We start from the raw sequence: 18,204 nt of genomic DNA on the forward strand, positions 1-18,204 counted from the left end.
CTGAACGACCGCACAAGACCGCTCTCCCGCGGCAGGAGCCATCCATGACCAGTGAAAAAGGCCCGACCATCAAGAAGAAGCAGAAATGCAAGAACTGCGAAGGCAAAGGCCTGCTCAAGAAGGGCGACAAGGTGGTGAGGTGCCAGCGCTGCAAGGGCACGGGCGTGCGGTGATGAGGTGATGGCCTCCCCGCCGCGCTAATTCGCGCGGACCCCGCCGGCGAAGTGCTTCTCGACGATGTACTTCGAATGCACCACGATCGGCTCGACCAGTTCGAAGTCGGTGGCGCCGCCGACGTAGAACGTGCGGTCTTCGCCCTGCATGCGGGCGAGGTCGGCGTAGATGCCGGTCTTGATCTGGTCCGGCGTGAAGTGCTGGAAGTAGGTGAACTCGTCGAACGTGTGCCAGCGCGGCTGGCTGGTGTCGATCGTGCCGCCGAGAAGCTTGGTCAGGCGCTTGACCTCAGCGATGACCTCGTCGCCGGTCTGCTTGTCCCTGGGGCGGGTGTAGAACTGCGTGAACATGTTGCCGCTGTCCTGAAACTGCCGCGCGACCGCCCACGGCGTGCCCTGTGCGGTGAGCGGCAGCACCGGCGCGACCGGCGCCTCCATGTTCATGTCGATCCAGAACGTCGTCATGCAGTACGGATTGAACTTGATCTCATGATTCACTTTCTGCTCCGCGGCATTCGGAGCAAGGCCGAGCTGCGCGAACACGTCCGTCGTCAACGGACAGGCAAGCACCAGATAATCATAGAGCTTGCTGTCCTTGACGATCTTGAGGTCGTTCAGATCCTGCTCGGGATACTCCATGTCGATCCGGACGCCGGCGGCCGTGCGCTCGATTTTGGTGATGTTGACGTTGAGCCGGACGTTGAGGCGCCAGGACACCCGTTCCCACAGCCGCTGAAACCCGTCGGTGAAGCGTCGCGGCCAGCTCCCGATGATCCAGTTGACCGGGCCAAGCCCGAACACCATCGGGAAGAACGTCCGGACCGACATGTAGCGCAGCGCGTAGGGCGTCGCGATGTCGTCGAGCTGGCCGTAGCCCATGATCGTGATCGGAAACTGGAACAGCGTTGCCAGCGGCATCAGATCCTGTCTTGCAAGCCAGGACTTGAAGTCGACGCAGAGCTCGGGGCGCTCGTGGATCTTGTCGAGATAGTCCGGCGCGTCGATGACGCCGCTCAGTTGCCAGCGGACATAGAGATATCGAACCGCCGCCCAGAGGAAGGTCCACAACGAGATCGTGGATTTGGTGTAGGGGTCGTGGAGCACGGCCTCCTTGAGCGATCGGTAGGTGAAGCTGTTGCCATCCGGCGCGATGTCGATCGAGGTATAAGGCTCCTCGGCATAGGTGGTCGCGCCGACCTCCTCTGCGATCGCCAGCGTCTCCTGGTAGGCCCAGGTGACGTAGTTGGCGCCGAGGTCATAGCTCATGCCGTCGACGGTGAGGCTCTTGCAGAGCCCGCCGATCTGGCCGAGCTTCTCCAGCACCGTGACGTTGTGAAACCCGTTCTTCGACAGGAACCATGCGGTCGACAGGCCCGCCGGGCCCGCGCCGATGACGGCAATGGTCGCGTGGCAGTCGACTGCGTCGATGCGGGTCATGAGGTTTCCTGGATGAAGCGCGGATGTGTCGGGCCGATCCCGGGACGATGACGCCGTGACGCGGCGGCATCGTTCAACTTGAGATCGACCATGAGCCGACATGCATACTGCTGGTTTTCCAGCGGCCGCGCAAGCTCTGGTTGTGATCAATTCCGCCGTCCCGCAAGTGGGGCCGTCTCGGCGAGTGCAACCTCGATTGGCACTTCCTGCGGCAAGGCGCGTTGCGGTCTTTTCGAGGGAGCTGCAGATGACCAAGACCGACGCGCAAGGCGTAAAGACCGGGACATCGCCGACGGGTTCGGCGGCGCTCAACCCCGGCGATGAAGCCCCGCCGGGAACGACGGGCACGGGCGAAGATGTCTGCCCCGATTGCCATGGCAAGGGGCGGATCGACGGCGCGCCCTGCGCGACGTGCGGAGGCAGCGGGACCGTGATCCGGGCCGTCGGCGGGGCCTGAGCAAAGCGCGGGGCGCGCGCGGCGCTTGAGACAGGCTGTGGCTTTCGATCGCAGCTTCATTGTTCCAGCAACGAACAGCCTGCATCCGTGTTTTCCGGATGCGAGACACAATGAGGCGCGCCATGACCAGGGATCCCGGACTGAAGCCCGACGATTTTCCCATCCAAGCCGACAAGGACAAGCTCAGGACTCACAAGGGCGAGCCGGTCGCCTCGGCCGAGTCGGACGAGATCGCGGATCAGATCGCCGAACGGCTGAACGAGCATGCGCACCAGGAAGAGCAGGATCGTTGGTCGGCCTAGGCGCTTCGCCTTTTCCGGCACCCATCCGGAATTAACAACGGCCGATAGGAACGGCTTTGGGCCATTGCGTATTGGGCCGCGCCGGGTCCTTGCGATTCCGGCAATGGCGGCTCGAAGCCCCGCCCCCGGGCCACAGGCCGGGGCCGCCTGATGGAGGACTGCGCGAGAGACCATGGAGGCGCCCACACCAGGGATGCAAAACCCGCTTCGACAGGCGCGGCTCTACGGCTACCTGATCGAACGCGAGGGCGCGCTGTTTCATCCCGGCGGCAGCCACCCGCTGTGCAGCGCAGGCATGACGCGACGCATGATCGAGGCGGGCTGGCTGGTGAAAGCCGGCGACCGCTACGAGCTGACGCCGGAAGCGCAGCAACGGATCGCCCCGGGCGCGATGAGTCCGGGATGACTTGATCGTCGCTGGTGCGGCATTTCCGCTCCGCGCAGGAACACGCGCGTCCCCAAATCTTTGCCTCGGCACGGCATGTGACGACGTCAAGCACAGGAGCGGACATGAAAAAGCTGGTTCTCGCAGGGCTCGTTGCGGCTCTCGCATTTCCCCCTGCCGCATTCGCGCAAGGCGGCACGGGTGCGTCCAGGACCGGGTCGAGCATCGACTCCTCCAGCACCGGCGGCGCGACGGGAGCGGGAGCCTCCAGCCTCAACACGTCATCGGACAACAACGGCGGCGGCGCGAACGCGCCGGCCAAATCGTCGACGACGCGGCCAGGCGACAACGATACAAGGCAAACTCAGGGCGGCCAGCAGGCCATGCCGGGTTCCGGCTCCATGGGAGCAAACCGCAAATAGGCGCGCCGCGAACGCGCATCCAGTGGATTGTCCTCACGCAAAAGGCCCGGACCATCGTCCGGGCCTTGTCTCGTCACCACCAGGGATCCCAATAGGGCGGTGGAGCGTAGGCATAAGGCACATAGTAGGCCCGCCGCACGACGCGCGGCCCGTAGTAGCCGTAGGGCGGGCCATAGTAGCGCGGGCCATAATAGGCGTCGGCCGCGAGCCCCGCCGCAAGCGCACCGGCAACAAGACCGAAGCCGATACCGGGGCCTCCCCAATGGCCGTGCCAGCCGCCGCGCCAGCCATGGGCTTCCGCCGGCGAAGCGGCCGCCACGAACAGGGCCGAGATCAACGTCAGGACTAAAGCAAGTTTCTTCATGAGCGACTCCCAGAAGTTGGAAACCGACCGCAAAACGCCAGACCGGAATTGAAGTTTCCGAGCGTTCCGGAAAATTTTGCCAGCAAGACGACGGACGCGAATGCGGGCGCCGACCGGAAAGCGGGCGAGAGCGCTGGCTCCCGCCCGCGTCATGCTTACTTGCCGTTGATCGCGATGCGCTTCACCTTCTGTTGTGCCGCCGGTGACTTCGGCAGGGTGACGGTGAGTACGCCGTTGTTGAAGGAAGCCGCGACCTTGTCCTGGTCGACGTCATCGACCGGAATGCGCCGCTCGAAACGGCCATAGTAGCGCTCGCTGAAGAGACGCTCCTTGTCTTCCGTTTCGCTCTTCTTCTCGCCGCTGATCGTCAGCACGCCGTTTGCAAGCTCGACGATGACGTCCTTCTGTTCGAGACCGGGAAGCTCGGCGACAACCTTGACTTCCTTGTCGCTCTCGTCGAGTTCGACGTTCGGCCAGCCCATTGCGGTCGAGGAGCCGAACGGACCGAGATCAAAGCTGCGGAAGGCGTCGTCGAACAGCCGGTTCATCTCGCGATGAAGCGCAAGCAGCGGGTTGCCGGCTTCGCCGCGCTGAACGGCCATGTTGTGTGAGCCGTTGTTCCACGGGATGAGATCGCGTAGTGCCATTGTCGTTTCTCCTTATCTCCTGTCTTGGTTGTCGATTGGCGCAGCTCGGCGCGCGGGCGAACGCCACGCACCGGCGCTGCAAAGCCGGACGATCAACTCGTTTCGGTCGGGGTTGCCAAAAGAATTAGGAGGCGGCGATTTGGTTTCAAGAGGCGGCTGCCAGGCGTCCCCCGATGGCAGCCCGAACCTTTTCGAACGCGCGCATTTCGATCTGCCGCACCCGCTCGCGTGAAACGCCATACCGTGCCGCGAGCTGCTCGAGTCTCAGCGGCGGTTCGGAGAGCCAGCGCGCCTCGAGAATGTCGCGCTCGCGCGGCTTGAGGACGTCCAGCGCGCCGGCGAGGGCTTCACGCCTCCGTCTGGTTTCTTCCTGCTCGGCGTACGCAGCTTCAGGACTGGACGCGGGGTCGACGAGCCAGTCCTGGACTTCGCCGCCGTCGGCGTCGCGCACCAAAGCATTGAGCGACAGGTCGCCGCCGAGGCGGCGGTTCATCTCGATCACGTCGTTCTCCTGCACGCCGAGCCGCCGCGCGATCTGGCTGGCGTGCTCGGGGCGGAGATCACCATCCTCGAGGGCGGAGATTTCCGCCTTGGTCCGGCGAAGCTTGAAGAACAGCTTCTTCTGCGCGCCGCTGTTGGCAATCTTGACCAGCGACCAGGACTTCAGGATGTATTCCTGGATCGACGCCTTGATCCACCACATCGCGTAGGTCGCAAGCCGAAAGCCGCGCTCCGGCTCGAAGCGCTTGACGGCGTGCATCAGGCCGACGTTTCCTTCGGAAATGATGTCCGCAACCGGCAGCCCGTAGCCGCGATATCCCATTGCAATCCTGGCAACGAGCCGAAGATGGCTTGTGACCAGATGATAGGCTGCCTCCCGGTCGCCGTGCTCGCGCCATCGCTTGGCGTAGGCGATTTCCTGGTCGGGCCGCAGCATCGGAAACTTGCGAATTTCCGCCAGGTAATGTGTCAATCCGCCCTCAGGCGACAGCATCGGAACAGTTGCAGTGCTTCCCATTGCCCACCTCTTCGAGTTGGCCTGCTTACGCTCCAAAATCGACATGACAAAAAATGACTTCGGCCGATGATGTTACGACTGGTGGCGCCGGCGCGTGAGTTTGCGGCGGCTCTGGCCGCGTCACGAGATAGAGCTCGCCCGCCACCAATAGGAGGGCAGCGACGGCCAGGGCCAATATGCCGAGCACCAGATCGCTGTCATCATCCATGCGCGTTCGAGACGTGTGTCGATGTCGAAGATCGGCAGCCATTGCCATTGGCTATCCGCGACATCGAACGTCGTCACCGGAATTTTGTTCCGGCCTTTTACGCCTCGCCGACGCGCCCCCTCACCCCTCCAGCGACTTCCTCGTCGCGCGAAGAATATCATCCGACAGCTTGGGATCGTCCACGGCGCGGGCGAGCACGAGGGCGCCGACCATTGAGGCGGCCGCTGCGAGCGCCTTGTCCTCGCGCTGACGCGGCTTCAGCGTGGTGGCCATCCGGCTGCTCAGCAGGGCGATCGTGCCGCGCACGCCGGCGGTGAAGCGCTGCCTCAGGCCGCTGCCTTGACGTGACACCTCACAAGCGAGCGCAGCGAAGGGGCAGCCGGCGGCGGGATCGTCGCGATGCCCCGGCGAGAGATATTCCGAAAGATAGTCCTCAAGCGCGAAGGCCTCGGGCAATTCCTGCCCTTTGGCCTTGATCGCATGGGCCACGGCTTCCTCGACCAGCCGCTCCTTCGAGCCGAACTGACTGTAAAGGCTGCCGTGCGTCATCCCGGCCGCCTCGGCGAGCGCGTCGACACCGACGCCCGCGATGCCGCGCTCCCGCAGCAGCCGCGAGGCGGTCTCGAGAATATGCTCGCGGTTTTTGGCGGCCTGTTCCTTTGAGACGCGCATGGGACTGATCCTCGGGCACGGGGCTTGACTTTTATAATTACGGTCGTCATGTATATCAATAGTTACGATCGTAATCAAACGATTTCAGGCCCTGTAGTGGCGTCGGAGAGGCATTATGAACAGGATTACACCGAAGATCGCGCTGGTGACCGGCGCCTCCTCAGGCATCGGCCAGGCCACGGCGGAACGGCTCGCCAATGCCGGCTATAAGGTGTTCGGCACCAGCAGGCGGGGCGCGCAGGCGGGCAAGCAAGCCTTCGAGATGCTGGCTCTCGACGTCACCAGCGATGCATCGGTGGAAGCCGCCGTCGGCGAGTTGATCCGGCGCGAGGGCCGCATCGAACTGCTGGTGAACAACGCCGGCTTCGGCGTTGCGCCTGCCGGCGCGGAAGAGAGCTCGATGGAGCAGGCGCGCGCGATTTTCGAGACGAACTTCTTCGGCCTGATCCGGATGACGCGCGCCGTCGTGCCGCACATGCGCCGCCAGGGCAATGGCCGCATCATCAACATCGGCTCGGTGCTTGGCTTTCTGCCGATGCCCTATGGCGCGCTCTATGCCGCGACCAAGCATGCGGTGGCAGGCTATTCGGAATCGCTCGACCATGAACTGCGCACGCGGGGCATCCGCGTCTCCGTGGTCGAGCCCGCCTACACCAAGACGCCGTTCGACGCGAACTTCATGGAGCCCGACGCCACGCTCGATGAATATCGCGAGGCGCGCGCCGGCGTGACCAAGCGGGTGAACGAGGTGATGGCGACGGCCGAACAGCCCGGCGTGGTGGCCGAGACCGTGCTGAAGGCCGCGAGCGCGGCGCGCCCGCAGCTCAAATACGCGGCCGGCAGCCTTGCGAAGCGCCTGCGATTTCTACGGCGGTTTGCGCCTGCAGCCCTGGTGGATGCCGGGCTTCGAAAGGATTTGCGGCTTGATACGCCGCCGACGCCGCAGCCCGCCCGCACCGCGCGGGCTTTCTGACGGCAGCAAGCTTGCCGTTGCGAAGAACCTTCGGATCGAGAGGAAAAATGAAAGCACTCGTCTTCAAGCGCTACGGCAAGCCGGACCAGATCGCGTTGGCCGACATCCCCCGGCCGACGCCCAAGCCGAACGAAATCCTGGTCCAGGTTCACGCCGCCGGCTTGAACCCGATCGACAACATGATTCCGAAAGGGACGTTCAAGCCGATCCTCAAGTTTCAGCTGCCGGCCACGCTCGGCAGCGATCTCGCGGGCGTCGTCGTCGAGGTCGGAAGCCGCGTGACCCGCTTCAAGCCGGGCGACGCCGTCTTTGCCAGCATCTTCGATCTCGGCACCGGCGCTCTCGCCGAATTCGCGATCGTGCCGGAGGATGCCGCCGCGCTCAAGCCGCCAAACCTGGACTTCGTACAGGCGGCCTCGATTCCGATGGTCGGTCTGACATCGTGGCAAGCGCTCAGAGAGCGCATAGGCCTCAAGCCCGGCCAGAAGGTGTTCATCCCCGCGGGCGCCGGCGGGATCGGCACGTTCGCGATCCAGCTCGCGAAATATCTCGGAGCAAAAGTGGGGACGACGACCAGTACCGGCAATATTGATCTGGTGCGCAGCCTCGGCGCCGACGAGGTGATCGATTACAAGACGCAGCAATTCGCAGCGGTGCTGCGGGACTACGACGCGGTGCTGGGCACGCTCAGGGGCGATGCGCTCGAGACATCGCTTCAAATCCTGAAGCGGGGGAGCAGGATTGCTTCGCTGGTCGGGCCGCCGGACGCCGCGTTCGCGCGGGGCCGGGGCATGAACTTCGTCATGGTGTTCCTGTTCGGATGGCTGAGCCGCAAGATCATTCGCCACGCCGGCAAGATCGGCGCCTCATATTCGTTCGTGTTCGTGCATCCCGACGGCAGCCAGCTCGCTGAGATCGGCGAGCTTCTCAAGGCCGAGCGCATCCGACCGGTGATCGACAAGGTATTTCCGTTCGAACAGGCGAAACAGGCGCTGGCCTATCTCGAAAAGGGGCGGGCCAAGGGCAAGGTCGTCGTCCAGATGAGATGATGGCGTTGACGCGCGCTCACGCGCAATCGCCTCAGCCCTCCACCCGCCACAGCCGCCAGCGCTCCGGGACGCCCTTGAGCTGATGCACGCCGTGATCCCTGAAGCGGATCTCGGACTGCGGCGCCAGCAGCTCCTTGACCGCGCTGGAGACCAAGACTTCACCGGCGCGCGCCTTTGCGGCGACGCGGGTGCCGATATGGAAGGCGAGGCCGACCGCCTCGGTGCCGCTCACGGTGTATTCGCCGGCATGCAGGCCGACCCTGACCTCGAGGCCGAGCGTACGCACGGCCTTCTGGATCGCGGCCGCGCAATTGATTCCCGCAGCCGGCGTCTTGAACGTCGCCAGCACGCCGTCGCCGGTCGTCGTGACTTCCTTGCCGCGCGAGCTCTTCAGCTCCTTGCGGACCGCCGCGTAATAATGGCCCATGATTTTGGTCCAGCGGACATCGCCGAGCTTTGCGGCTTTTGCGGTGGAGCCGACGATATCGACGATCAGGATCGTGGCGAGGGCTCGCTTGAGCTCGGTGTTGCCGGCGGCCGGTCGGCGCCGGAGCACGATGGCGCCGGTCAGCGGTTCATAGCGATGGTTGCGGCGCCGCGCGATCGCGGCCTTGGCGTAATCCTGGGCACGCTGCGCGCTGCCGCAGCGAATGGTCTTCTCCTGCGGCAGACGGGTCCAATAGACCTTTCGTCCGTCACCGGCGCCCTGGACCTCCACGGCGCCCCATTTCAGGAGGATCGCCGTGCCCACGCGCCGGACGCACCACGCCTTCGACGTGTAACCCGATACGTTCGACTGATGGATTCCGATTCGGAGGAATTTTGGCATGAACGTGCGGCCGATCGAATGACACGCTTGGATGAAACGCTCGGGCGGCGTCGCCCCAGAGCGTAGTCACACAATCCTGCGTTGGCAACAGGACTCGGAGCCCGCCCGCTGCGTAGCCCCGGGGGCGTCCGTCATCTTCAAAACGCAAAAAGCTCGATCGGATCGCTGAAGCCGCGCACCTCATATTTTCCGACATGCTCCAGCTCGAACTCTCGCTCGACCAGTTCGGCGAAGTCGCGTGACAGCAGCACCTTCTTTCCCAATTGCTTGGTCAAGGCTTCGAGTCGCGAGGCCATGTTGACGGCGGGACCGATCACGGTGAAATCGAGCCGGGTGGACGATCCGATATTGCCGTACATGACGTCGCCGACATGGACGCCGATGCCGTAGTTCAGCGGCGCGCGGCCGGTGCCGTCGTTGCGCGCATTCAACGCAATCATGGCCTGACGGGCTTCGGTCACGGCATGCAGCAGGTTTGCGCAGGCCTTGGGCTCGCTCAGTGGAAAGATGGCGAGCAGGCCGTCACCGATGAATTTCAGGATCTCACCGCCATGTCGCGCGATCGGCTCCGACATCGCGTCGAAATAGTCGTTGAGCAGATCGATGACGTCGTCGCGCGGCCAATTGTCGGAAATCTTGGTGAAGTCGCGCAGATCGCAGATCATGATCGCGGCGCGCACCGTCGTGCCGGTGCCGCGCCGCGTGGCGCCGGCGAGGATGAGCTCGCCGGCGTGGGAGCCGACATAGGTCTCGAGCAGCGTCCGCGCCAGCCGGTTCTTAATGCGAATCTCGCTGACCAGCGCCAGCACCGGCAGTATGTTCTTGAGGGCGGCGACGTGCGCGTCGTCGAAGCCGCCGGGCCGGTTGGTCGCGAAGGTGACGAGATGGCGCTTGCCGAGCGTGTGATAGAGCGGCCAGGCCGCATAGTCGGTGAGGCCCTGCGCGCGCATCTCGCGGTAGAGAGCGTGCTTGCGGCCGAGCGCGGGGTCCTGCTCGAGATTTTCGCGCAACTCGGTCGCGCCATCGAACATTTCGTTGGCGGGACTGCCGATGAACTCGGACCGCTCGCGGACGTCATGGTCGACCCGTGCAATCTCCGCCTCGCGCATGCCGTCGGACCACATGAAGCGGGCCCCCAGCCATTGCGGATGGTGGATCAGCACGTGAAGCGTCGACCGCGCCAGCGGAATGCCGGCCTGCTGAAGCCGGATGCACATCTCGGCAAAGATATTGTCGATGAAGCGCTCGTCGCGCGTTCCGTTGATCAGCCAATCGACGACGCCGTCGGACAGCGTGGCGGATTTCTTCTCTGGCGTGGTCATATCTGCCCGTTCATATCGTGGCCACCCACATCGTGCTTTGGGCGGCGGTCTGCATCAGGGCAGATATCGTGCTCCGGTGCGACGGCGTCAACCTAGCCAGTTGCACGGATTGTACGCATCGCCTGATGGGCGGGAACGCCGTTCAGCCGACGATCTGGATGGAGCCCAGCACGGCCAGCCCCGAGACGAGCGCAAGCATCGACGCCCCCGTCAGTTCGACCTTCAACGTGTTTTCGTGCGAAACCGTAAAATCCGTGCCGTCGAGACGGATGCTGCAGTCGCCGCGCGCCGCATAAATTAGATGCGTGCCGGCGGACAATCGCCGCTCACCGGGCTCCCTGAGCGCTTCGAGCTCAAGCGCGACCGCACCGCGCCGACCCATCAAATTCACGACTTCGACCGGCCCTTCTTCGAGCTCGGTGACGATATCGAGCTCGCCGGTGAAACGCACCGTCGTGAACGGCTCGCGCTCGTCGAATTCCTGGGTGGGCGATTTCAGCACCAGCCCGCGTCCGCCGACCACCATCTGCAAGCGGTCGATGCCGGGCATATGGGAGAACGGCCCGGGCGCCACGATCGGCGTGGCCGCGAAGCGCCACAGCAGGCAGTCCCAATCCTTCACTGGGGAACCAGCGCGATGGGCGTCCGCGATATCGGTGAAGATGCCGCCGCCGTTCTTCCAGGGCGAGCGGGTGTAGTCTTCGGATTTCAGCAGTGTGGTTTTCATGTCTCGAGGTGGTCCGGGAGCGCAAGAGGGCGGGTGTCAGTTGCGTATCATGCAGACATGATCGTAGCCAGCTCGCTTCCGGCAGCACGCCAATCTTGGCGACTACTTCGTCGTCAGTGCCGCGACCGGACGCCACGCGACATCAGGCGTGCTCTCAAGCAACTGCCGGCAGCGGTCGCGCATCAGTTCAGCCGGGCGATCCGGGCCGCGCATATTCAGCACGGCTTCGAAATCGGCGAGTGCGGCCGCAAACCGGCGCGCGCGATAGTTGGCGAGGCCCTGTTCGTAGCGGGCGATCCAATCAAGCGTCTGGCCGCCGTCCTCGCCGGCGAGTCCGACCAATTCGTAAACCGCAAAACCCTCCTCGCGTCCATACACGGCGATGCTGTCGATCTCGCGCGTGACGATGGCGCCGCGTGCGAGACGTTCGGTCGCTTCGCCAATGAGGATTTGCGTGCCGTAGGATTTGTTGGCGCCCTCGAGGCGGCTCGCGACGTTCACGGCATCGCCGATTACGGTATAATTCAGGCGCAGCTCGGAGCCGATATTGCCGACCAGCATGCGGCCGGAGTTGATCCCGATCCGGATCTGGAGCGGCTGGCCGAGATCGTCGGCAAGGCCCGACGCCGCGATGGCCCTGCAACAGCCGAGCGCCGCGCGGCAGCAGCGCAGCGCGTGGTCGGCCTGCGGCTGCGGCGCGCCCCAGAACGCCATGACGGCGTCGCCGATGAACTTGTCGATGGTGCCGCCATGGGCGACGACGGCCTCGGAGGCGAGGTCGAGATAGCGCGACAACAGCGGCACGACACGGTCGCCCAGCCGCTCGGACAGCCCGGTGAAGCCGGCGATGTCGACGAACATCACGCTGAGCTCCTGCATGCTGCCACCTGGCCTAGCCTCGACGCCCTGGCGCAACAGCGAGCGGACCAGATCGGCCGGGATGAATTTGCGAAACGCCGACAGGCCGGCCGCCATCTCGGCGATCGCGCCGGACAGGCTCGCGATCTCCTTCAGCCGCGACGGATGGCGGCGGACCTGCTCCAGCGCGAAGGCTTCGACGTGACGCAGCTCGCCGACGACGCGCGACAGCGGTGCGGCGATGACGGAGCGCGCCAGCATCGCCGAGGCCAGCGCTGCGAGCACGGCGCCGATGGCAAGGCCGAGGATCAGGCGGCGCAATGTCGTCTCGACCGGACCGAGGAACTCGGCCTCGGGGATCACGGTCGCCAACGACCAGCCAGGAAACGGCAGCGGCGTCAGCGCCACCTCGTAAGCCGCGCCAACCGATGTCAGCCGGCTTCGCCAGGCTTCCTTGTGGCCATCTTCGCCCGCCTTCACGAGTGCCATCCGCGCCAGCGGTAGCAGCGTCGTATCGCTCTTCGCGGCGTGCAGCTCGTCGGCATCCTTGTCAGGTGCCGCGATCAGCTCGCCGCTGCCGTCAATAATGAAAGCCGTTCCGGTGCGGCCGACCTCGAGCTGCGACAGGAAGCGCGCGAGCCTTGTGTACTCGATGACGATGGCGAGGACGCCCTGCCGCTCCTGGTAGACGTCGATCGGACCGGCAAAGGCAATCGACGGCCGCTCGCCGGTCGGATGGTCCATGACCTTGAACCACTCCGGCTCCCCGGCCGCCAGCCCGGTCTTGAACCAGGCGCGATCGGCGACCCGAAAATCGGTCGGCTCGAAACGGCGATTGGCGAATTCGATGTCGCCGGGCACCACCTCGTATTCGTCGATGCGGCGCTGGCCGGCATGATCAGTCAGCGAGATCTCCATCATTTCGAGGCGGCGGTCGCCGAGCTTGTGCGCGGCGAAGAAGGAGCCGTCGGGCCAGCCAAAGGCGACCCAGGAGATCGTCGCCTGCGATTGTAGTTGCGACAAGAACACGAATTCGCGCTTGTCGGCGTCGCGGGTGTCGAGCACGTTCTGCAGGAACAGGGTGCGGATCGCGGTGTGGGCGGCACGCGCCTCGTCCACGATCGCGGCGACCTCCTTGCGGACAGCGGCCACGATCTGTTCGTTGATGGTCGATGCGAGCTGCCGGCTCGCCGCCTCCGCCGTGCGCCACCACAACAGGCTGGAGAGGGCGGCGGTCAAAAGGATCGCGGTCAGGACCAGCGCCGAGACGGCGAGCCGAATGCTGACCGTCAGCTTCGCGATCGCGCGCAGGTGCCGTCCGGGATCAACATTCATCGCTGTTTCCGTTCTCCGGCAAAGCGGCGACTGGCCACCTCCTGTTACCGCTCTACGCAGCGCGTATGCATTCGTTACCCGTGGCAGCCACCGCGCCCCGCCGCCAATGCTCTCCGGCTAAGGTCTCGATAGAGACTAGGCATTGGATTGACCGGCCAGTCACCGCTAATCCGATCCAAGCGCACAGCCCGTGCGCCCATCTAACCGCCTCACAAACTCGTGACCTACTTGATTGGTAACGCGAGCCGGGTGCGAGGCGAACCGAACAAGGCGCTGTTCGCCTGCCAGGCGATGCCATCTCGAACAGGAGAAACTTCAATGTCTGCCAAACTTGCCGTGACCACGCTCGTTCTCGCCGGCGCCATGTCGACCGCACTGGCGACCCTGGCCACTGCCGCTCCGCTGACCAAGGCCGAGGGCGACGCGGCCGTCGCGGCCAAAAAGGAAAAATGCTTCGGCGTCGCGCTGAAGGGCCAGAACGATTGCGCCGCCGGACCGGGCACGACCTGCCAGGGCACCTCGACCGCCGACTTCCAGGGCAATGCCTGGAAATTCGTCCAGGGCGGCACCTGCACCAGCATCGAGCTGCCGGGCGGCAAGAAGGGCTCGCTCAAGCCGGTCTGACGCGCTGGCTCGCGACCACCACAACACGGAAGAGCGGAGAGAAACCATGACGACGGCAATCGCGCCTGACATGTCTGCGGTGCCCCTCCGCTATTCCGCCCCCATCGGCGACGTCGCCGGGACGAGCTTCAAGCCTGAACATCTTCAGGCGATCCTGGGCGCGAAACCACAGCGCGGCTTCTTCGAGGTCCACGCCGAGAACTATATGGGCGCAGGCGGACCGCCGCATCGCGCGTTGGAAGCCATCCGCCGCGACCATCCGCTGTCGCTGCACGGCGTGTGCATGTCGATCGGCGGACCGCAGCCGCTCGACAAGGCGCATCTGGCCCGTTTTCGCGAACTGGTGGCGCGTTACCAGCCCGCGCTGGTATCCGAGCATCTCGCCTGGTCGACGCATGAGACCAGCTTCTTCAACGATCTGTTGCCGCTGCCTTACACCGCAGCCACGCTCCGAAACGTCTGCGATCACATCGATCAGGTGCAGGACGCGATCCGCCGCCCGCTGCTGCTGGAAAACCCGTCGACCTATATCGCCTTCCGCGAATCGTCGATGAGTGAGACGGATTTCATCCGCGCCGTTGCCGAACGGACCGGTTGCGGGCTGCTGCTCGATATCAACAATGTATTCGTATCCGCGACCAATCACGGATTCTCCGCGCTCGACTACCTCGCGGATTTTCCGCTGTCCCGCGTCGGGGAGATCCATCTCGCCGGCCATGCCGAGCAGACCGACGACGAAGGCGATCTGCTGCTGATCGACAGCCATGACGGCCCGGTCGCGGACGCCGTGTGGAAGCTGTACGGGATCGTCGTCCAGCGCCGCGGTGGCGTGCCGACGCTCATCGAGTGGGACAGCAACATCCCGGATTGGCCGGTCCTGCAGGCGGAAGCCGCCGCCGCGCAGGCTATCCTCGATCGTTGCCGCACGGTCGGATTGACGGGAGATCGTCATGCCGCCTGAGCCTGACCTTTGCTTTGCCGCAGCCTTTGCACCGGCGCTGCTCGACCCGGCGCGCCCCGCGCCTGAGATCGTGGCTGGTCCGAACGGCAAGGCACCCGGCAAGCGCTACGATATCTACCGCAACAACGTCACGTTCAGCCTGATCGACGCGCTCGCTGCGATCTATCCGGCGGTGCAGCGCATCACCGGCACCGACTTCTTCCGCGCCATGGCGCGCTTCCATGTTCGCCAGACGCCCCCGATCTCACCGCTGCTGTTCGACTATGGCCGCGACTTCCCGGCCTTCATCGCGCAATATGAACATGCGCAGATGATGCCATGGCTCGCAGATGTCGCCCGCATCGAGCGGGCCTGGCTCGATGCCTATCACGCCGCCGACGCGGCACCGCTATCGCCGGCGCAGCTTGAAGCGGTTGCGCCGGAGCGGCTCGGCGATCTCGTTCTCATACCGCACCCGGCGGCGGGAATCGTGCGGTCGCAATTCGCGGCGGTGACGATATTCGCCGCCAACCGCGATACGTCGCCGGTCGGGCGCATCGACGCTGCGACACCGGAGGACGCGTTGGTCACGCGCGGCGAATTCGATGTCGTGGTCCGGCACCTGCCGCCCGGCGGAGCAGCATTCGCGAGCAGCCTGATGTCGGGTCGGCCGCTCGGCGAGGCCGCCGCACGCGCGCTGGACGCGGCGGCCGAGTTCGACCTTGCTTCGAACATCACCGGCCTGATCGAGGCGGGCGCCTTCACCTCAATCGCTTTCGGAGACGTCTGATGATCACGGATCAACGCATGCAGGCGGGTGGCGGCCTGCCCTCGCTCGGGCTCCTCGTCGACAAGGCCAATCATCTGGTGCAGGCCATCGCCTCGCCGTCGGTCGTTCAGCTCGTGCTGCGCGTCGCGCTGGCGGTGCCGTTCTGGCGTTCCGGCATGCTCAAATGGGCAGGCTTCCTCAGGCTCAACGACACCGCGGTGACGTTGTTCAGCGACGAGTTCATGCTGCATCTGCCCGGCGGGCCCTATCACTATCCGGCGCCGACGGTCATGGCGTTCCTCTCCGGATGCGGAGAGATCATGTTCCCGATCCTCCTCCTGCTCGGCTTCGGCACGCGGTTTGCGGCGCTCGGACTGCTGTTCATGACCGTCATCGTCGAGCTGACCGTGCCTGACGGCTGGCCGATCCACATTACCTGGGCGGCGATGGCGCTCGGCATCATGGCCTACGGGCCCGGACGCGTCTCGCTGGACCACCTGATCTGCCAAGCGCGCGGCCCCCGGCCATAGGCGCGAGCCGCCCTCTCACATCCCGCTCAGACCGCTATCGACCGCGAGCGTCTGCGCGGTGACGTAAACGCTCTCGTCCGAGAGGAAGAACAGCACAGCATAGGCGATTTCCCAGGCGGTGGCCTGGCGGCCGAACGGGACGTGGCCCTTGCCGCGCGAGGGGCGGCCGGCGCCGGCCTCGCGGCCGTTGGGCGTGTCGACGAGGCCGGGATAGACCAGGTTGGCGCGGATGCCGCGGCGCGATCCGAGATGGGCGATGTTGCGCATGAGGCCGCCGAGCGCGGCTTTCGAGGAATCATACACCGCCATCTGCGAGCCGGCCTTCAGCGCGGCGATCGAGGAGATGAAGACGATCGATCCGCCGTTGTCGAACTTCGGCAGGCCCGCACGGCAGCACAGCATGGGACCGCGAACGTTGACGTCGTAGACCGCATTCCACTCCTCCGGGCTGACGGCGTCGAGCCCGACCTTGCCGAAGGTGCCGATGTTGAGGACCATGCCGTCGAGCCCGCCCACGGCGCGATGCGCCTCGTCGATCATGCGCAGGACGTCGGCCTCCGAGGTGACGTCAGCGGCAATCGCAAAGGCTTCGCCGCCTTCGTCGGCGATGCGCTTGACGGTGTGCTCGGCCGAGGTTCGGTTTAGGTCAGCGACCGCAACCTTGGCGCCCTCACGCGCGCACAGAATGCTCATGGCGCGGCCGTTGCCGATCGGATCGGTGGCGGCGTCGAACACACGCTGGCCACCGCCGACGATCAGGATGCGACGCCCCTTAAGGCGCCCCCTGCCCGGCGCTTCGCCCAGCGATTCCGCGCTCGGCGGGCGGACATAGCGCTCCGGCCTGGTGTCGGGATTTTCGGACACGCGAGCCGCCTATTTCTTGCCGCCGTCATACACCTTCATGCCGGCTGCCGGATCGAGATCGGTCTCGGTCGCCTCGGTGACACGCGCCATCATCATGTAGAAGCCGAGCGCGACGATGGATTCGACGATCTCCTGGTCGCTGAAATGCTCGCGCATGGCGGCGAAGATCGCCTCGGGAACGCGAACGTTCTCGACCACTTCCCGGCCGAATTTCAGCAGCGCGCGCTCGGCCCCGCTCAAGCCGGCGGCATCGTAGTCGGTGCGCTCGACCGCATCGATCTGGGCTTGCGTGCAGCCGACCCCGAGCGCGATCGGCACGTGCTGGCGCCATTCATAGGCGCCGCCTTCGAGCTGCGCGGCCTGCAGGATCAACAGCTCGCGGTTGACGGCACTGAGCTTCTGCTTGTGCAGGATCGAATTGCCGAGCCGCATCGCCGGGATCATGTTGGCCTCGGCATGGGCCATCATGCGGAAAATATTCAGCTTGACCGGCATGCGGTCGAACGAGGCGCGGATGTCGCCGCTGGTCGTCTCCGGATCAATCAGGGGCAGCCTTGCCACGATTCTCTCCCTTGGCTTTTCGTTTCTTGTTGTCCCGCGTCCCGCCATCCGCCGCGATCAGCGACAGGAAGAAGGCGAGATAGCGATCGATCGCCTCGATCACCTTTGGCCGCGGCGACGGTGCCGCGCCCATCACGTAATGCTCGAGACGAATGTAGATCAGCCCGGCTGCGAACAGCCGCGCGGTCTCGCGCGGGTCCGGCGTCGAGACCAGACCGGCGAGCGCAAAGCCGCGGAAGTAATCCGTCATCATACTCTGCTCGCGCGCGTAGAAATGATCGGCGAATTTGGCGCGGATGCCGGGCACGCGATTGCGCTCGGCGGTGATGACTTTCTGGAACTGGTGCTCGCGCGGATCGGACCATTGCTCGACGAGGTCCAATGCAAACTGCCGGCAGAACGCGGCGGGCTGGCGCGCGAGCTGTTTGTAGCGCGGCTCTTCCAGCCGGCTCGCCGAGCTGGCCGGACCGTGCTCGCTGACGATCGCCTCGAGGATCGCGGCCTTGCCGGCGAAGTGATTGTAGAGGCTGCTCTCGCGGATGCCGACGCGACGCGCGAGCTCGCGCATCGAGGCGCCGCCATAGCCGCTCTGCGCAAACAGATGGAGCGCCTCGGCGAGGATGCGCGCGCGGGTCGTAGGCGCAGCCGCTTCCGCCGCGCTGGTGGTGTGGACAGCCATGCGGCTTGACTAACGAACGATCGTTCGTTAGTCAACCCATCGGCACGATCGCTCGTTCG

The 18,204-nt window shown here is 65.0% G+C and carries 24 protein-coding genes; 11 read left to right on the plus strand and 13 right to left on the minus strand.

Translation table 11 applies throughout. The features are described from left to right. Positions 1-44 precede the first annotated feature (44 nt). The gene (locus AC0L21_RS18900; protein ID WP_473263311.1) at positions 45-173 is read left to right on the plus strand and encodes a hypothetical protein; all 129 of its coding nucleotides are present in this window, start codon (positions 45-47) and stop codon (positions 171-173) included. A 24-nt stretch (positions 174-197) separates the two neighbouring features. On the opposite strand, the gene AC0L21_RS18905 is transcribed toward AC0L21_RS18900, so the two are convergent. After that, complete coding sequence (locus tag AC0L21_RS18905) at positions 198-1,610, minus strand: FAD-dependent oxidoreductase (protein ID WP_473263312.1); 1,413 nt, start codon at positions 1,608-1,610, stop codon at positions 198-200. A gap of 247 nt (positions 1,611-1,857) precedes the next feature. Between AC0L21_RS18905 and AC0L21_RS18910 the strand changes: the two genes are divergently transcribed. From AC0L21_RS18910 to AC0L21_RS18925, 4 genes are all read left to right on the plus strand, one after another. After that, positions 1,858-2,067: a hypothetical protein gene (locus AC0L21_RS18910; RefSeq protein WP_473263313.1), complete on the plus strand. Its 210-nt coding sequence runs from the start codon at positions 1,858-1,860 to the stop codon at positions 2,065-2,067. Positions 2,068-2,189: 122 nt separating this feature from the next. After that, the gene (locus AC0L21_RS18915) at positions 2,190-2,369 is read left to right on the plus strand and encodes a hypothetical protein (protein ID WP_473263314.1); all 180 of its coding nucleotides are present in this window, start codon (positions 2,190-2,192) and stop codon (positions 2,367-2,369) included. 172 nt (positions 2,370-2,541) lie between these two features. Continuing rightward, positions 2,542-2,775, plus strand: coding sequence for a hypothetical protein (locus AC0L21_RS18920; RefSeq protein WP_473263315.1), 234 nt, complete (start codon positions 2,542-2,544; stop codon positions 2,773-2,775). Positions 2,776-2,879: 104 nt separating this feature from the next. Further along, entirely contained in the window at positions 2,880-3,176 is a 297-nt protein-coding gene (locus AC0L21_RS18925) for a hypothetical protein (RefSeq protein ID WP_473263316.1), read from the plus strand. Between the two features lie 73 nt (positions 3,177-3,249). On the opposite strand, the gene AC0L21_RS18930 is transcribed toward AC0L21_RS18925, so the two are convergent. From AC0L21_RS18930 to AC0L21_RS18950, 5 genes are all read right to left on the minus strand, one after another. Further along, the gene (locus AC0L21_RS18930) at positions 3,250-3,540 is read right to left on the minus strand and encodes a hypothetical protein (protein WP_473263317.1); all 291 of its coding nucleotides are present in this window, start codon (positions 3,538-3,540) and stop codon (positions 3,250-3,252) included. A 155-nt stretch (positions 3,541-3,695) separates the two neighbouring features. Beyond that, entirely contained in the window at positions 3,696-4,187 is a 492-nt protein-coding gene (locus AC0L21_RS18935; RefSeq protein WP_473263318.1) for an Hsp20/alpha crystallin family protein, read from the minus strand. A gap of 145 nt (positions 4,188-4,332) precedes the next feature. Further along, positions 4,333-5,205 (minus strand): RNA polymerase sigma factor RpoH, encoded by an 873-nt coding sequence (gene rpoH, locus AC0L21_RS18940; RefSeq protein WP_473263319.1) that lies wholly within the window; start codon positions 5,203-5,205, stop codon positions 4,333-4,335. A gap of 25 nt (positions 5,206-5,230) precedes the next feature. Continuing rightward, positions 5,231-5,413 carry a hypothetical protein gene (locus tag AC0L21_RS18945; protein WP_473263320.1) on the minus strand — a complete coding sequence of 61 codons (183 nt, stop codon included), beginning with the start codon at positions 5,411-5,413 and terminating at the stop codon, positions 5,231-5,233. Positions 5,414-5,533: 120 nt separating this feature from the next. Then, the gene (locus AC0L21_RS18950) at positions 5,534-6,085 is read right to left on the minus strand and encodes a TetR/AcrR family transcriptional regulator (protein WP_473263321.1); all 552 of its coding nucleotides are present in this window, start codon (positions 6,083-6,085) and stop codon (positions 5,534-5,536) included. A gap of 115 nt (positions 6,086-6,200) precedes the next feature. Between AC0L21_RS18950 and AC0L21_RS18955 the strand changes: the two genes are divergently transcribed. After that, complete coding sequence (locus AC0L21_RS18955; protein ID WP_473263322.1) at positions 6,201-7,058, plus strand: oxidoreductase; 858 nt, start codon at positions 6,201-6,203, stop codon at positions 7,056-7,058. A 47-nt stretch (positions 7,059-7,105) separates the two neighbouring features. After that, positions 7,106-8,107 (plus strand): NADP-dependent oxidoreductase, encoded by a 1,002-nt coding sequence (locus AC0L21_RS18960; RefSeq protein WP_473263323.1) that lies wholly within the window; start codon positions 7,106-7,108, stop codon positions 8,105-8,107. A 31-nt stretch (positions 8,108-8,138) separates the two neighbouring features. Here AC0L21_RS18960 and AC0L21_RS18965 read toward each other — a convergent pair whose 3' ends face one another. From AC0L21_RS18965 to AC0L21_RS18980, 4 genes are all read right to left on the minus strand, one after another. Next, positions 8,139-8,936 (minus strand): adenylate/guanylate cyclase domain-containing protein, encoded by a 798-nt coding sequence (locus AC0L21_RS18965; protein WP_473263324.1) that lies wholly within the window; start codon positions 8,934-8,936, stop codon positions 8,139-8,141. Between the two features lie 137 nt (positions 8,937-9,073). After that, on the minus strand, positions 9,074-10,258 hold the full coding sequence (locus AC0L21_RS18970; RefSeq protein ID WP_473263326.1) for an adenylate/guanylate cyclase domain-containing protein: 1,185 nt from the start codon (positions 10,256-10,258) through the stop codon (positions 9,074-9,076). 142 nt (positions 10,259-10,400) lie between these two features. After that, positions 10,401-10,985 carry a HutD/Ves family protein gene (locus tag AC0L21_RS18975; protein WP_473263327.1) on the minus strand — a complete coding sequence of 195 codons (585 nt, stop codon included), beginning with the start codon at positions 10,983-10,985 and terminating at the stop codon, positions 10,401-10,403. A 102-nt stretch (positions 10,986-11,087) separates the two neighbouring features. After that, on the minus strand, positions 11,088-13,178 hold the full coding sequence (locus AC0L21_RS18980; protein WP_473263329.1) for an adenylate/guanylate cyclase domain-containing protein: 2,091 nt from the start codon (positions 13,176-13,178) through the stop codon (positions 11,088-11,090). 318 nt (positions 13,179-13,496) lie between these two features. Here AC0L21_RS18980 and AC0L21_RS18985 point away from each other — a divergent pair, with 318 nt between their 5' ends. The 4 genes from AC0L21_RS18985 to AC0L21_RS19000 are packed head-to-tail and all read left to right on the plus strand — an operon-like array spanning position 13,497 to position 16,041. Next, positions 13,497-13,802, plus strand: a complete 306-nt coding sequence (locus tag AC0L21_RS18985) for a BufA1 family periplasmic bufferin-type metallophore (RefSeq protein WP_007600627.1) — start codon at positions 13,497-13,499, stop codon at positions 13,800-13,802. Between the two features lie 46 nt (positions 13,803-13,848). Beyond that, positions 13,849-14,763, plus strand: a complete 915-nt coding sequence (gene bufB, locus AC0L21_RS18990; RefSeq protein WP_473263330.1) for an MNIO family bufferin maturase — start codon at positions 13,849-13,851, stop codon at positions 14,761-14,763. Continuing rightward, entirely contained in the window at positions 14,753-15,532 is a 780-nt protein-coding gene (locus AC0L21_RS18995; RefSeq protein ID WP_473263331.1) for an HvfC/BufC N-terminal domain-containing protein, read from the plus strand. Before bufB ends, AC0L21_RS18995 begins: the two co-directional genes overlap by 11 nt. After that, positions 15,532-16,041, plus strand: a complete 510-nt coding sequence (locus AC0L21_RS19000) for a DoxX family protein (RefSeq protein WP_473263332.1) — start codon at positions 15,532-15,534, stop codon at positions 16,039-16,041. Before AC0L21_RS18995 ends, AC0L21_RS19000 begins: the two co-directional genes overlap by 1 nt. Positions 16,042-16,056: 15 nt before the next feature. Here AC0L21_RS19000 and AC0L21_RS19005 read toward each other — a convergent pair whose 3' ends face one another. From AC0L21_RS19005 to AC0L21_RS19015, 3 genes are read right to left on the minus strand one after another with little or no spacing between them, the layout of a single operon-like run. Continuing rightward, entirely contained in the window at positions 16,057-16,905 is an 849-nt protein-coding gene (locus tag AC0L21_RS19005) for an SDR family NAD(P)-dependent oxidoreductase (RefSeq protein ID WP_473263333.1), read from the minus strand. 9 nt (positions 16,906-16,914) lie between these two features. Continuing rightward, positions 16,915-17,466, minus strand: a complete 552-nt coding sequence (locus AC0L21_RS19010; RefSeq protein WP_473263334.1) for a carboxymuconolactone decarboxylase family protein — start codon at positions 17,464-17,466, stop codon at positions 16,915-16,917. Continuing rightward, a complete protein-coding gene (locus tag AC0L21_RS19015) occupies positions 17,444-18,145 on the minus strand; it encodes a TetR/AcrR family transcriptional regulator (protein WP_473263335.1) in 702 nt (233 codons plus the stop codon). The genes AC0L21_RS19010 and AC0L21_RS19015 overlap by 23 nt, the downstream gene beginning before the upstream one ends. Positions 18,146-18,204: the final 59 nt, after the last annotated feature.

The organism is Bradyrhizobium sp. WSM4873 (genome assembly GCF_055811355.1).

Bases quoted from the DNA above. Each gene is read 5' to 3' on its own strand.
- AC0L21_RS18965 (WP_473263324.1), bottom strand. From the start codon at position 8,936: ATGCCAAAATTCCTCCGAATCGGAATCCATCAGTCGAACGTATCGGGT.
- AC0L21_RS18930 (WP_473263317.1), bottom strand. From the start codon at position 3,540: ATGAAGAAACTTGCTTTAGTCCTGACGTTGATCTCGGCCCTGTTCGTG.
- AC0L21_RS18950 (WP_473263321.1), bottom strand. From the start codon at position 6,085: ATGCGCGTCTCAAAGGAACAGGCCGCCAAAAACCGCGAGCATATTCTC.
- AC0L21_RS18900 (WP_473263311.1), top strand. From the start codon at position 45: ATGACCAGTGAAAAAGGCCCGACCATCAAGAAGAAGCAGAAATGCAAG.
- AC0L21_RS18935 (WP_473263318.1), bottom strand. From the start codon at position 4,187: ATGGCACTACGCGATCTCATCCCGTGGAACAACGGCTCACACAACATG.
- AC0L21_RS18920 (WP_473263315.1), top strand. From the start codon at position 2,542: ATGGAGGCGCCCACACCAGGGATGCAAAACCCGCTTCGACAGGCGCGG.
- AC0L21_RS18975 (WP_473263327.1), bottom strand. From the start codon at position 10,985: ATGAAAACCACACTGCTGAAATCCGAAGACTACACCCGCTCGCCCTGG.
- AC0L21_RS18985 (WP_007600627.1), top strand. From the start codon at position 13,497: ATGTCTGCCAAACTTGCCGTGACCACGCTCGTTCTCGCCGGCGCCATG.
- AC0L21_RS18970 (WP_473263326.1), bottom strand. From the start codon at position 10,258: ATGACCACGCCAGAGAAGAAATCCGCCACGCTGTCCGACGGCGTCGTC.
- AC0L21_RS19015 (WP_473263335.1), bottom strand. From the start codon at position 18,145: ATGGCTGTCCACACCACCAGCGCGGCGGAAGCGGCTGCGCCTACGACC.
- bufB (WP_473263330.1), top strand. From the start codon at position 13,849: ATGACGACGGCAATCGCGCCTGACATGTCTGCGGTGCCCCTCCGCTAT.
- AC0L21_RS19000 (WP_473263332.1), top strand. From the start codon at position 15,532: ATGATCACGGATCAACGCATGCAGGCGGGTGGCGGCCTGCCCTCGCTC.
- AC0L21_RS18960 (WP_473263323.1), top strand. From the start codon at position 7,106: ATGAAAGCACTCGTCTTCAAGCGCTACGGCAAGCCGGACCAGATCGCG.
- AC0L21_RS18995 (WP_473263331.1), top strand. From the start codon at position 14,753: ATGCCGCCTGAGCCTGACCTTTGCTTTGCCGCAGCCTTTGCACCGGCG.
- AC0L21_RS18915 (WP_473263314.1), top strand. From the start codon at position 2,190: ATGACCAGGGATCCCGGACTGAAGCCCGACGATTTTCCCATCCAAGCC.
- AC0L21_RS18910 (WP_473263313.1), top strand. From the start codon at position 1,858: ATGACCAAGACCGACGCGCAAGGCGTAAAGACCGGGACATCGCCGACG.
- AC0L21_RS18905 (WP_473263312.1), bottom strand. From the start codon at position 1,610: ATGACCCGCATCGACGCAGTCGACTGCCACGCGACCATTGCCGTCATC.
- AC0L21_RS18955 (WP_473263322.1), top strand. From the start codon at position 6,201: ATGAACAGGATTACACCGAAGATCGCGCTGGTGACCGGCGCCTCCTCA.
- AC0L21_RS18945 (WP_473263320.1), bottom strand. From the start codon at position 5,413: ATGGATGATGACAGCGATCTGGTGCTCGGCATATTGGCCCTGGCCGTC.
- rpoH (WP_473263319.1), bottom strand. From the start codon at position 5,205: ATGGGAAGCACTGCAACTGTTCCGATGCTGTCGCCTGAGGGCGGATTG.
- AC0L21_RS18980 (WP_473263329.1), bottom strand. From the start codon at position 13,178: ATGAATGTTGATCCCGGACGGCACCTGCGCGCGATCGCGAAGCTGACG.
- AC0L21_RS18925 (WP_473263316.1), top strand. From the start codon at position 2,880: ATGAAAAAGCTGGTTCTCGCAGGGCTCGTTGCGGCTCTCGCATTTCCC.